10 protein-coding genes are annotated in these 12,775 nt (G+C 66.7%); 2 read left to right on the top strand and 8 right to left on the bottom strand.

What is annotated here, in order from left to right:
• Nucleotides 1-4: 4 nt before the first annotated feature.
• On the bottom strand, nt 5-1,282 hold the full coding sequence (locus WEG36_04080; protein MEX1256780.1) for a hypothetical protein: 1,278 nt from the start codon (nt 1,280-1,282) through the stop codon (nt 5-7).
• Nucleotides 1,283-2,278: 996 nt separating this feature from the next.
• Between WEG36_04080 and WEG36_04075 the strand changes: the two genes are divergently transcribed.
• Nucleotides 2,279-3,082 carry a 4'-phosphopantetheinyl transferase superfamily protein gene (locus WEG36_04075; protein ID MEX1256779.1) on the top strand — a complete coding sequence of 268 codons (804 nt, stop codon included), beginning with the start codon at nt 2,279-2,281 and terminating at the stop codon, nt 3,080-3,082.
• Nucleotides 3,083-3,127: 45 nt separating this feature from the next.
• Here WEG36_04075 and WEG36_04070 read toward each other — a convergent pair whose 3' ends face one another.
• Genes WEG36_04070 through WEG36_04050 form a run of 5 tightly spaced genes read right to left on the bottom strand, consistent with a single transcriptional unit; the run spans nt 3,128 to nt 9,248 of the window.
• The gene (locus WEG36_04070) at nt 3,128-4,258 is read right to left on the bottom strand and encodes a hypothetical protein (protein MEX1256778.1); all 1,131 of its coding nucleotides are present in this window, start codon (nt 4,256-4,258) and stop codon (nt 3,128-3,130) included.
• On the bottom strand, nt 4,255-5,223 hold the full coding sequence (locus tag WEG36_04065; GenBank protein MEX1256777.1) for a hypothetical protein: 969 nt from the start codon (nt 5,221-5,223) through the stop codon (nt 4,255-4,257). Before WEG36_04065 ends, WEG36_04070 begins: the two co-directional genes overlap by 4 nt.
• A complete protein-coding gene (locus WEG36_04060; protein MEX1256776.1) occupies nt 5,220-6,629 on the bottom strand; it encodes a sigma-54 dependent transcriptional regulator in 1,410 nt (469 codons plus the stop codon). Before WEG36_04060 ends, WEG36_04065 begins: the two co-directional genes overlap by 4 nt.
• Nucleotides 6,630-6,673: 44 nt before the next feature.
• Nucleotides 6,674-8,119, bottom strand: a complete 1,446-nt coding sequence (locus WEG36_04055; GenBank protein ID MEX1256775.1) for a HAMP domain-containing sensor histidine kinase — start codon at nt 8,117-8,119, stop codon at nt 6,674-6,676.
• Nucleotides 8,120-8,162: 43 nt separating this feature from the next.
• Nucleotides 8,163-9,248, bottom strand: coding sequence for a hypothetical protein (locus WEG36_04050; protein MEX1256774.1), 1,086 nt, complete (start codon nt 9,246-9,248; stop codon nt 8,163-8,165).
• Here WEG36_04050 and pyrE point away from each other — a divergent pair.
• Complete coding sequence (pyrE, locus tag WEG36_04045; protein MEX1256773.1) at nt 9,240-9,809, top strand: orotate phosphoribosyltransferase; 570 nt, start codon at nt 9,240-9,242, stop codon at nt 9,807-9,809. The two genes, WEG36_04050 and pyrE, sit on opposite strands and share 9 nt — an antisense overlap.
• Nucleotides 9,810-9,833: 24 nt before the next feature.
• On the opposite strand, the gene dnaN is transcribed toward pyrE, so the two are convergent.
• Both dnaN and dnaA read right to left on the bottom strand, forming a co-directional pair.
• Complete coding sequence (dnaN, locus tag WEG36_04040) at nt 9,834-10,949, bottom strand: DNA polymerase III subunit beta (GenBank protein MEX1256772.1); 1,116 nt, start codon at nt 10,947-10,949, stop codon at nt 9,834-9,836.
• A gap of 297 nt (nt 10,950-11,246) precedes the next feature.
• On the bottom strand, nt 11,247-12,671 hold the full coding sequence (dnaA, locus tag WEG36_04035; GenBank protein MEX1256771.1) for a chromosomal replication initiator protein DnaA: 1,425 nt from the start codon (nt 12,669-12,671) through the stop codon (nt 11,247-11,249).
• Nucleotides 12,672-12,775: the final 104 nt, after the last annotated feature.

Genomic DNA, 12,775 nt, shown 5'->3' with positions numbered 1-12,775 from the left:
CGCTTCAGTCGAGCCGCGCCACCACCTGGTCGCGAAGGTCTCGCAGGACCTGGGCGTCCGGCCCGGAAAGCCGGCGGGAGGCATCGCGAAGGGCGAGCTCCACCTCGACGAGCGCCTCGTCGCGACGCTCGCCCACCTGGACTTCCCCGGCGTCCAGCCTCTCCAGAAGGTGCCGGAAGCCAAAAACCATCGCGTTCTTGAGCCACCCGTCCGGCGCGAATCGCGGGACATTTCGCAGATCGTGATAAACGGCCACGGAACCGGGAGCCCGTGCCACCTGGGCGCGCAGGATGTGAAAAGTGGCGTGACGCCAGAGTCCTTTGCGGCTGAGACCGTTCGCGAGGTAAACGCTCGCGTGCGCGGCAGGATCGAAGGTCCATCCGACCCACATCCAGGACACCCAGTTGTCCACCCCGTTCGATATGCGGCCGCGGACCGCCTCGGTCGTCACCGTGCGGCGGGAGACATTCCCGATATCCCACCAGAGGCCGTGGACGAAGCGATGCACGGGCATGTCGCTCCCGAGCCGAAGCATATGTTGGGCGCCGAGCGAGGCGGCCCAGCGGCGGGCCTCGAAGCAGTCCTCGGGGCGAAGCCGGTCGATCGGCTCCATCACGCACGGAGCATCGGGATTCGCGGGGTCCCGGTCGGCGGCGCCGATCGCCCCGACCGCGGCGATGAGGGCCTGGGTGGTGGGAACGCGGTAATACGCCGCGAGGGCACGTGCCGCCCGACCGTCCCGATACTCCAAGATTCCGGGGGGTAGACCGACGACGGGCATCCAGTCGCGGTTATCTCCCTCGAGCGACCAGATCGGGAATTCCACGGCGACCGCCGTGCGCCTCGGGTCCACGCGACGCAGGTCCGCCGTCGTGAGATGGGCCGGCCACCCGTCCGCTCCGAAGACACCGATGGCGAAGTCACGGTCGTTAGCGAGAACCTGTCCGCCGGGCTGGAAGGGGCGGGAATCCTCCGCCGCGGGTGTGACGTGAATCGAGCGGACGTGGGCCACGATGTCGCGCGCCGTAGGAAGGTCCACATGGGCCAGCGCCCGCCGCACGATCGTCGTGTCCGTGAACGAAAAGAGGGCAAGATCGAATCCGTCTCTTGCCGAGTGGCAGGAGGCGCAGTCGTTCTGGAAAGCCGCGGCGCCAAGCGCCCTGTCTCCGGAAATCGCGGAAGCCGCGGCCTCGGCCACGGGATCCGTGGCACTTCCCTCGCAGCCCGCGAGAGCGAGAAGGGAAAGGGGGACGAGAAGGGCGGAGCGAGCGAGAGTTCTCATGGGCCGCCTCCCGCGACCGGGAGGGGTGACCGCCGTCCCCGGAAGGGAACGGTGCCCCCCTACCGCAGACGAGATACGCGCTAGAATCGCCGCGGTCAACAGGTGGAGACCGGCGAGGAGGCCCAAACGCCCCCCAATCGTCCCCCATTTTAAAGAGGCAACCCGATACAAGATTTGCGCGTTTCGTCCGGGCTCCGGCGCCACTTCCTTGGCCCGCGAAAGGTGCTCCCGCCAGGTCGTGTCGAGGAGATTGTTCACCGAAGCAGCCGATAGACCCACGACCCCGGTGACCCCTTCGGGCCTCGAGCGGGGGATCTCTTCGCGGATCACATTGATGCCCCCCCCCGAGCGCGTTGCTCCCATAGAGGAGGCCGGCCGGGCCGCGGACGACCGCGATCCGCTCAGACGAGATCGGATCAATCCCGACGGCATGGTCCGCCCCGCTCGTCGAGAGGTCGCCTGTGCGCTGACCGTCCTCCAGGACGAGCACCCGGTCGCCACCCATCCCTCGGACGATGGGCTGGGCGGGAGCCGGACCGAACGATTGCATCGAGATACCCTGAAGGGCCAGGGCGGAAAAGTCGAGTGTGTTCGCCCGGGGAAGGTTTTCCAGGTGGAAGGTCCCGTCCTGGTGCGTCAGATCAACCCGGCCGGTGTCGCGGACGCGGACCTGGGCCGTGACGATGGGCTCGCCGGTCGTTGCGTTCACGACACGCCCGGCGATCCGGCCGCGGGTTTGTCCTCCGCCCCCGGGGAGCTGGCCGGCGAGCGTTATAGGGGCGCCGAGGAGGGCGCCGGCCAGACCGAATCAGAGAAGGACGCGGCCCTGCGCACGCCGGGGTTTCCCGCCGGTCGGGATCCCGGCGCGCGGGGGGAACGCTGGAGGGTGTGGAGGGTGCCTCAACGCAGAGGCGGGCCACGGCCGCCGCCTTCCGCGGCTCCCTCGGAGAGCCGGCTTGTTGATAATGAGTCCGCATTCCCCCGACGGTGCCCAGGATGCGAAAAAGCCGTCCCTACCCCCTCCCCCGCGTGGGCAACGACGTCGTGGACCTCGCGCACCCCGCATGTCAGGGGCGCTCCCCGGGAGACCGCCTCCTCTCGCGCATCCTGTCCGAGAAGGAGCACGCCTGGCTGGACTCGGGGACCGATGCGCTCTGGCCGGTGCGCCTCTGGGCGCTCTGGGCGGCGAAGGAAACGGCCTTCAAGGTCGGCGCGAAAAGCGAAGGCGCCTCGGTTTTTGCGCCGGCAACTCTGGAATGCTCCCTCACCATCGAGGCCCCCCCGGGAGGGTTCACCCCAGCGGGCGGCAAATCCTCGGCCGGGGTCCACATCGAGGGGACCGTCCTGGGTCCGGGGAGCAACGGAGAGGTGCGCGTCGAGGGGACCTCCGACGGGAACTTCCTGCATGTGGTCGGCTGGAGTCCGGCAAAGGAAAGTCCGCCTCCGGGCTTTTTCGAGGTCGGCGTCGAAACGATGCCGGAGGGAGATGCGGAAGAGGCCCTCGACAGCTTTCGCGGACGCTTTTCCGAGGTCGAGTGGCAAGGCGTCCACTCCATTCCGTCGGCGCGGGTTCGATTGCTCGTACGGGAGCGGCTCAGGACAGCGATCGCATCGCGCGGGGCGCCCGGAGCGGAGGACCCCGCAGACCAGTCCGTCGAAATTCTCACCTCGCGCGACCGGCCCGGGCGGACGCCCCCGCGCATCCGGATTGCCGGGGAAGATCGCCCCGACCTCGACGTTTCCCTCTCCCACCACGGGCGCTACCTCGCCTGGGCGCTTCTTTTTCCGCACCGCACCTGACTGCGTTGCGAAGCGGACGCGGTGGGTGCCCCGCCCCCTGGCCGATCAGAACTCGGGGCGAAACCGAACGATGAAAGAGCCCCCGAAACGCTCGAAATAAGCGTCACCCACATCCGTCTCGGCCCGGGTCCATCCGACTCGAACCGTCCCATCGAGCCTCGAGGATAACGCACGCGAGACCGCGACATAGGCGAGGGTCGCGTTATCGGCCTCTTCGCCCGGGAGGAGCCGCGCGAATTCCGAAGGGTGCAGATACGACTTCGTCGAGATGGCCCCGTACACGGAGAGCGAGAGGTCTCTCGGCAGCGACGTCGCGAAGAGGCCGCTGAAGGTGAAGGCGTCGTACTCCGGGCGAAGCGAATTCGACCTGTTCGCCCGCACGTCGAGCGCGAGCTGGAGGAGGGAGGAGGTCTGCCGGGTCCAGGTGACTCCGCCCTGATAGGTCCGATCCCGGCGGAACGGGTCTTCCGGCGCAAAGGTGTTTTGCTGCGGGTAGCGACTTCCCTCGACCCCCGCGAAGAGGCGGAGCGTCGAGGGGCCGCTCGTGATGAGCGCGCCCGCCTCGACGAGCAACGCCTCGCGATCGAGGAGGCGAATCTGCGGTGCGAAAGCCGGGGCGAGGAAATCGCTCTTCGAGGCCGCGACCCGGAAGTCGTAGAGCACTTCCCCCGGACCCGGGAAACTCGCCGTTATCGAGGCCTCTCCGCTTCTGTATCCGGGCTGGAGATAGAGGGGCATGGGCGGCCGATCCTGGATCTCCCGTCCACGAAGGCGTGTCTGCACGGCGATCGAGCCCCCGGTCCCGATCCCCCGCGCGTACCCGAGGTCGAGGGTCCCCACCCATTCCCTGGGTGAATAATCGGCCTGCTCGAAGCCCGTCGTGGCGAACTGGCGCACGCCACCGTCGAAGGTGAAGAAAAAGGCGCCGTTCGTCGCCGTCTGCACGTCCGCTTCGGTTCGAAGGGCGAGCTCGCCGGTAAAGGCAGAGACCACCTCCGTCGAATCGGTGATCGGCACGCTGATCGCCGGGAAATTTCCCTGGTACCCCTCGGCGGATGCCCCCGCACTCACGACGAAGTCGCGGAGGGTGAACTGTGCGGCGAGAGGGAGCGGCGCCACGACGGCGAGAGGGGCCACGAGAAGGGACCAGCCCCGGAATCCGAGAAGGCGGTTCACCCGGGCGTTCCTCCGGCCGCGACCCGGAAGTCCTGGGCCCGAAGTCGCTGAAGGTCGCGATACTCCGCGGCGACTTCTCGGATGCCTGTGAAGAGTTCGATCTGTTCGGCGAGGGAATACTGGGCCAGAGCCCCGCTGGCGTTCGCACCCGCAATTGCGGCGGACACGCCCTGTGGGAGCCTGGCGGTGCGCCCTCCCGGAATGACGACAGGGGCGTTCGCGTCGAACCGGTTCAGATCGGCGATGACGTCCGCCCGCGCCTGTTCCACGCGTTCGCGCCGCTCGAGCTCCGCGATGAGCGCATCGAGGTCCACCAAGTACGTCTCGTAGTTATCCGCCTGCTCCTCCAGCACCGCGGCCTTGAAGCGCAGGTCGTCCGGGGTGTCGCGCGGCCCCTGTTCGAGCCGAATGATCGGTCGCAGGTCGAGATTCTCCCCGATGCCACCACCGATTCTGTCGAGAATGGTGTCCGCATCTCGAACCCGGGTCCGGACCCTTTGCAGCTCGAGCCGGAGCAATGCCTGACCCTCGGGCGTAAAGGGAGTGGGGCTGTTGAGGTCGTTCAGGATTTCGTCTTCGCGGGCCTCGAGCGCATCCACCATGTCCTCCGCCGCCAAACGTAGCTCCTCGGCGATCCGCCGGACCTCCGCGCTCGCGGCCATTTCCTCGACCGCTAGGGTGAAGTGAGTCGAGAAAGCCTGCTCGATCTGGTCCGGATCGCCCGATGCCCTCGCACTTACGACGCGGAGAAATGCCTGCTCCGTGTTGTACCGATCTTGCTGGAAGCGGGAGAGGGCGTCGTTGTATCGCTGGCTCAGGAGGTCGAACCGACTTTCGAGAGCTGCGCGCGTCGGCTGCGCGAAAGCGGGCTCCGCGCTCCCCATGGCAGCGAGGAGGAGGGCGGCGGCGAGGATCGGAAGAAAGACCCCCGGCGCCAGGACGCGACCCAGCGGAGAGGGGCTCACGCCTCGATTCCGTACTTCTCGAGCTTGTAGTAGAGCGCGCTCGGCTTGAGACCGAGGAGGCGCGCGGCCTCCGCCTTCACCCCCGCGGACTTCTCCAACGCCTGTCGAAGGAGACGTTCCTCCATCCCCTCGACGATCCGGTTGAGGTCCATTCCGTCGGGAGAAAGGGTGGGACCTGTCCCTTCGTCACGGGAAGAGGTGAAGGCCTCGACCGCGGGGAAGTCATCCGCGTCCAACGCATCGCCGTCCGCGAGGACGAGGGCGCGCTCGATCACGTTTTCCAGCTCTCGGACGTTCCCGGGCCAGAGGCGGCCGAGGAGTCGCTCGATCGCCGACTCGGTGAGCGAAGCGGCCGGAGAGCAGGTCCGCTCCCGGAGCTTCGCCACGAAGTGGCGGGCGAGGACCGGGATGTCCTCGCGGCGCTCCCGAAGGGGCGGGAGTGTCAGTGGGACGACGTGCAGGCGGTAAAAGAGGTCCTCGCGGAAGCCCGAGCCTTCCAGGAGGCCCCGGGGCGACTGGTTCGTCGCGGCGATCACACGCACGTCCACCTGGATCGTCTCTTCGCCCCCCACCCGCTCGAGCTCGCGCTCCTGGAGGACCCGGAGGAGGCGGATCTGGGTCTGCGGTGCGACCGTCGCCACCTCGTCGAGGAAAAGTGTTCCCCCGTGTGCGAGCTCGAAGCGCCCCCGGCGGCGGCGCTCGGCCCCCGTAAAGGCTCCCCTCTCGTGCCCGAAGAGCTCGGAGTCGAGAAGGCTCTCGGCAAGCGCCCCGCAATTGACGCGGATGAAGGGACCGCCCGCCCGGCCCGACCCCGCATGGATCGCCCGAGCCACGAGCTCCTTCCCCGTCCCCGACTCCCCGTAGATCATCACTGTGGAATCGCTTCGAGCGACCCGATCGATCCATCGGTAGACGCGGTGCATCGCCTCGGACTCGCCGACGATCGCGCCGTAACGCGCGTCCCCTCCCTCCTTGAGCCCCTCCTTCAGGTAGGTGTTCTCCACGCGAAGCGAGCGGTTCTCCTTCCGAAGCCGTTCCCGTTCCTCCCGCGTCTGGAGGAGGCGCTCGACTTTCACGCCGAACTCCTCCGAAGAGAAGGGCTTCGTCAGGAAGTCCGAGGCGCCGAGCTTCATGGCCTCGACCGCCTTTTCGATCGTTCCGTACGCGGTAATGACGAGGACCTCGGTGTCCGGGTGTTTCTCCCGCACCGCCTTCAGGACCGAGAGTCCGTCCATCCCCGCCATTTTCAGGTCGGTGATGACGAGGTCCGCCCCGTTTTCGTCGAGAATCTCCATCCCCGCGACCCCGCTCTCGGCGGAGTACGTGCGATGACCTCGGCGCCGGAGGAGGAGCTCGAGCCCCTCTCGCATGGAGTCGTGGTCGTCAATGATCAGGATTTGGGCCATGGGCCACCTCGGGTCGCCGGCGCCCTCGCGGGCACCTTTTCCGGTCAGGGCAATGCGGCGGGGAGATCCTCGGATCCTTGGAAATATACTCGGAATTCGGCACCCCTCCCAACGGGGCGCACCGGCACGCCGGAGTCCTTCGCCTCCTCCGGATCTACCAATACGACCCTCGCCCCATTCGATTCGAGTACCCGCTTCACGATGGCGAGCCCGAGGCCCGCCCCCTGCTCACGGTCGGTCACGAAGGGTTCGAAGATGTTCTGGCGCAGCTCCTCCCGGACCCCCGGACCGTCGTCGGAGACCGAGACTACGGCCTCCCCGTTTTGCCACCACGCCTCGAGTCGCACGTGTTTTCCCGCCTGCGCCGCGTTCTGGAGGAGATTGAGCACCGCGCGCTTCACATGGTCCGGGTCCGCGCGGCCAAGGAGCGGCTCGTCGGGGAGAACGGTCGAGAGCGTCCCTCCGTCCCAGGCGATCTGCATCTCGATGAGGTCCGCGGCTTCCTGGAGGGGATGGCGGAGATCGTGGAGTTCGACTTGGGGGTGAAGAGGGCGGGCGAAGGTGAGGAACGAGTTGATGATTTCGTTCAGGGCCTCCACCTCTTTCCGCACCCTCCCGAGCAAGCGAAGTCTCTCCTCACGATCTTCGGTTTCGAGCGCGGCCGAGGCGAAGAGCTCGAGGCCCCCGAGGGGATTTCGAATCTCGTGGGCGACCTGGGCGAGCATGAGGCGAAGTTGCTCGTCGCGTTGCACGATCCCCGTCCGCATCCGCTCCATCGCCCGCGCGAGCCGCCCCAGCTCGTCGCCTCCTTCGTCCGCAATCGCCTGGTCCCACCGTCCGCGCTGGATCCGGAGGGCGGCCCGCGAAAGCCGCTCGAGAGGGCGGACGATATTCCCGGCGAGAAGGGCCGCGAGCAGCACCGCGAGGAGGACCGCGGCCAGGGACCCGGCTACGAGTGTGTTTCGAAAATCTACCAGGGGCGCGAGGAAGTCCGCCTGCATGAGGACGACGAGCATCGCGTCCGTTTCACCGAGCCGCTTGAAGCCGTATTTGTAGAATCGTCCGTCCTCGCCCTGGAAGACGGGTGTCACGGCTTCGCCCGCCGACCAGGCCTGATCGAGTTCGGCCCTGTAGGCCGCGAGGAAGCGCAACTCGGTCCCGATGGGAAACTCCTCGGGAGCGTAAGAGGTCACGAGAAGCGTGTTTTCGCGGCGGAAGAGGTGAGCCTCGTCCACGTAGCGGAGGAGGCCCAGGAGCCGATTCCGATTCCCGGTATAGAGGAGGCCCCGCTCGTCTCCGGGCCGCAACTGAAGGATCTGATCGCCGTCTAGCCCCACCTCCGCCGCCGCTCCCGCCACCCAGACCAGCTTCTCGTCGAGCTCCCGCTCGAGCGCCCGGCTCGTGACGCTCCAGGCGAACCACCCTCCGGCCACCGCAAGGAGAAGGGAAAATCCCGCGAGCGCGAGGACGAACCGCCGTCTGAGGCTCATCCAGGCCGACTCGGTCTGCACAATCCCCCAGCTCCCACCGCCCTCAGAAGCCGCACGTGATCCTCTCCACCAGCGGTGCCGCGAACTCGATCGGGAAAGAGATCGACGGAAGGATGACGATGTGGAAGGGATAGACCCGCTTTTCGGCCGGTGAGCAGAAGTCGCCCGGAAGCCGCTCGACGACGTCCACCCGGTGCCCCTGCGTGGCCTTGTGGACGCCGCGCACCTGGACCGAGTCTCCGGCCTCCTGCCGCGCGCCGATCGCCCCGAGAAGGACCGACTGAGAAAACCAGTTCACCTCCGGAAGCTCCGCGGCCGGGCTGGCGTGAAGAGCCCAGAAGGCGAGGAACTCCTGCGGCGGACCCCCGTCCGAGGAGGTGAAGATCCGCGACACCGTTGGCAGTGCCGGGGAGTACTCGCCGCGGTCCAGGGTCCCGAAGGGCACCGTTCCCGCGTAGGTGGACGTCGTGCTCGAGCCGATCGTGAAGAAACGGGCGAGCTGCGCCGCCGTGACGACGCGCGCCGCCTCGGCGTCCGGGCCCGAGGTCGCCGGATTGAGATCCGGGGAGAGGGACGAGAGGACGAAGATCCCGCGCGTGCAGCGGACCCACCGGGCCGTCTCGTTCCGCTCGGTGTCCTGGATCGTGACGGTCACCTGGGTCGTGAGCTGGGGAAGGAAAAAGCCGCCACACGCCGGAAGGATGTCCTGCGAGACCGTCCCGAGGAGTCGCGTTCCCGCCGCCTCGGTGAGTTGGAAGACGAGAATCCGGTACTCGTCCGTGAGCTCTCCCGGGTTGAGGCGGCTCCGCCGCACCGTCTCGCTCCCGAGAATCCCCAGGTAACTCACCCGCTCGGCGAGCGTCCATCCGCCATTCGAGCGCCAGCGGAGCGTCTCGGTGAGTGTCCCCTGGAAGAGCCCGAGTTGAGGCCCCCCGAGCGGCTGACCGAGCGGGGATCGCACCTCGACCTGGACCTCGCCCACCTTCCCGAAGCCCTCCACGGGCCCCACCGGATCGGGCCCGTCGCAGGCCGGGAGAAGCCAAGCCAGGAGCACGGCCGACACGAACCCGACCGGGTGCCTTGCCTTGACGGGCACCGGGACCGGTGAAACTTCAGTCGTGTGAGCCATCGCGATCGCCTTCTCTCTCTTCTGGTCGAACGCTCTCTCGCCCTCGGGGAGTTTACACTCGCCAGCGGCGCTCGTTCGACCTATTACATCGACGCACGCCTCACCACCATGTCGGCGGAGGGACAGTTCCTCGTCGGGGCAGTCGGCCTCGAGGCCGTTCGCGCCCATTTCCCCCGGGCTCGTTGGATCGGAGGACTCACCCTCGGCGCCGACCCGCTCGCCTGCGCCATCGCCCACCGAAGTTGGCTCGAAGGGCCCCCCCTCGACGCCTTCACGGTGCGGAAGAGTGCCAAGGACCACGGGACCGGGCAGCGGATCGAGGGAGGGGTTCCCCGCGCCGCCCCCGTGGTGATCATGGAGGACACGCTCACGCGGGGGGGAAGCGCCCTCGAGGCTCTTCAGGTCCTCGACGATCATGGCGCGGAGATCCTCGGCGTGTTGGCGCTCGTGGACAGGGAGGCGGGAGGAAGCTCTCGCATCCGCGCGGGCGGGCACGAGGTCGTTTCGCTCTTCACGGCGAACGACATTCTCCGCGCCGCGGGGCACGAGCCCGGCGCCTGAGCGAAACGCTTCCCGGCGTTCTTCTTAGTCCACCAACCGGAGAGGCATCACCAGACAAAGGTAATCGGGGCGCGTCTCTTCTTCCCCGACCACGGGCTCCACGGTCGCCGCCCGTTCGGGCGCCTTGAATCCCATCCGTACCTCGTCCGTTCCGACATACCGGAGCACCTCGAGCAGATAGTTCGCGTTGAACCCTATGGCGAGCGGCTCGCCGGAGTAGCTCACCTCTACCTCGTCGTGGGCCTCGCCGAGATCCGGGGTGAGGACGTTGAGCTCGACCCTTCCTTCCTCGAACTTGAGCCGGATTCGGTGCGTCTGGTCGGATGCGACCGCTGCTACACGCCGAATCGCGGACTCCAACCCCCGCCGGTCCACGACCGCGAACCGGTCGTTGTCTTTCGGAATCACCTGCTCGTAATTGGGATAGGTCCCCTCGATCAGGCGCGTATAAACCTCTGTCCCCTCCGAGGCGAAACCGAGGTGGTTTCCCCCGCGTGCGATCTTCACGGTCTCTCCTTCCGCAAAGAGGCGCTGGACCTGCTGGAGGGCGGCCGGCGGAACGATGAGTTGCGCCGTCGTCTGCACGGAGGGGCCGGCCGGGATCGTCATCTTCGCAAGACGGTGCCCGTTCGTCGCGACCATTCTCATCTCACCATCGCGGAGCTCCCAGAGGACTCCGTTGAGGACTGGGCGGCTCTCTTCGGTCGAAACGGCAAACGCGGTGTGGCGGATGAGCGAAAGGAGATCTTTCCCGGTCGCGGTCCACCCCCCCTCGAAGGAAACCTCCGGAAGCGAAGGGAAATCTCCCGGTGGAAGTCCGTTCAACTTGAAGTGCGATCGTCCACAACGGAGCTCGACCTGGTCCCCCCGCGTGCTTACTTCCACCGGCTGGTCTGGAAGCTCTCTCGCAATTTCGTGGAGCTTTCGACCCGGCGCGGTCAGCGCTCCGGATTCCTTCACCTCGGCCGGTGCCCGCACGCGTACACCGACGTCCAGATCCGTTCCACTGATCCGGACCGCGTCGTCCTTCGCCTCGAGCAGGATGTTCGAGAGAATCGGAAGGGTCGTCTTGGAAGGAATGCTCGCGGAAACCGCGGTCAGCCCCTGGTGGAGGTTCTGACGGGTGATCGTGAATTTCATCCGGGCCTCACGAATGGGGTCGGGACCGTGTTATTCCACAGGAAGCTCTCTTCTACTTCTCCATTGTACTTCAAACAGTAGTAGTAGTAGGGAGAGTGGAAGTGTGGACGATGTCGGTACAGGATACCGGAAAAGGGTGGCGCGCACCACCATCCGGGGGTACCGGAAAGGGTGGGAAGGGGGTGGAAAGGAAAGGCGGTTTCTCCACACTCTCCACGCGATTCTCGGGAGTGATGAAAAACCACGCTCGATCCACAGGGTTGTCCACGCCGGTGTGACGACTCGGCGTCGGGTCCGTCACGCGCGGACCTCCAGCCTATGACGAAGCTCGGTCACCCGTGATGCAAATGCCGGGTCCTTTTCCATCTCCTGTTCGACCTTCTTGATGGAGTGGATTACGGTGGAGTGATCGCGCCCGCCGAAGGCCTGCCCGATTCGAACGAGGGAGGCGTCCAGGATTTCGTGGACGAGGAACATCGCGACCTGCCGAGGAAGGGTGACGTCCTTCGTCCGTCTCTTGGAGGTGAGGGCGTCCGGGCGCACGTTCCAGCTCTGCGCGACCTCGTCCCGGATCCGTTCCGGCGTGAGAGGTGCGCCTTCCCCCCCAAGTCCCCCCCGGATCATGCTTTGGAGGGCGGCTCGTGCAAGGTCGATGTTGATCTCCTCGTTCCGGAGCGACGAATAAGCGAGGAGCTTGATGACCGCGCCCTCCAACTCCCGCACCGACGCGGTGCAGGAACGCGCGATGAAGTCGAAGATCTCGGGATCGATCACGAGGCCGTCGAGCGCGGCCTTCTTCTGAAGGATGGCCACCCGCGTTTCGTAGTCGGGTGGCTTGATGTCCGCAACGAGTCCCCATTCGAAGCGGGAGACGAGTCGGTCCTCGACTCCCGGGAGTTCCTTGGGAGGACGGTCGCTCGTGAGGACGAGCTGCTTCCCGTTTTCGTAGAGGGCGTTGAAGGTATGGAAGAACTCCTCCTGCGTGCTCTCCTTCTGGGCGAGGAAGTGTACGTCGTCCACCAGAAGGAGATCGATCATGCGGAAGCGGCGGCGGAAAGCGGGCGTCGTTCCTTGTTGGATCGCGTTCACGAGCTCGTTCATGAAGCGCTCGGTCGTGACGTAGGCGACCTGCGCGGAGGGATTTCGCTCGAGAACGAGGTGCCCGATCGCGTGCATGAGGTGCGTCTTTCCGAGTCCCACGCCCCCGTACAGGAAGAGGGGGTTGTAATTCTTGGCCGGACGCTCCCCGACTGCCTTGCACGCGGCCGCCGCCAGTTGATTGTTGGCGCCCACGACGAATCGGTCGAAGGAGTAACGATCGTTCAGATTCGCCGCGCGCTTGGGATCACTCACCCGCTCCGCCGCGAATCCAGTTGCTCCCCGGGACCGCGGCCCGCTGCCGGAGAACGGAGGCGCGGTGGTGGGCATCGGTTCTGCGACTTCGAGCGCGGGGAGCTGGGCGGCGGCGCTCGGAGCGGAACAGCGAAAGGTCAGGTCGAGCGGGCGCCCCAGCACTTTCTCGACGATTTCACCGAGAAGCGAGCCGTATTTGTCCTCCACCCACTCGACATGGAAGGCACTCGGCGCTTCGACGATCAGCTCGTGGTCGGAGAGCCCGACCGCAGTGCTTCCCGCGAGCCAGGTGCGGTAGCTCTGCTCCGGGATCCCCGTCCTCGCGGACGAAAGAACCTGAGACCAAAGCTCCGGGGCGGTGAACTCCATACGGCGGCGAGCGGTGACGCTAGGCGAGAGAATGTCGCGAATCCGGCGGATCCGGGGGAAAGATCCGATCCTAACCGCCGCGTCCCGCGAAAGTCAATCTGCGC

It is taken from the genome of Gemmatimonadota bacterium (assembly GCA_040882465.1).
In the GTDB taxonomy this organism is placed as follows: Bacteria; Gemmatimonadota; Gemmatimonadetes; order Longimicrobiales; family Gaopeijiaceae; genus JBBEBG01.
This window is presented reverse-complemented; position numbering and strand designations above follow the sequence as displayed.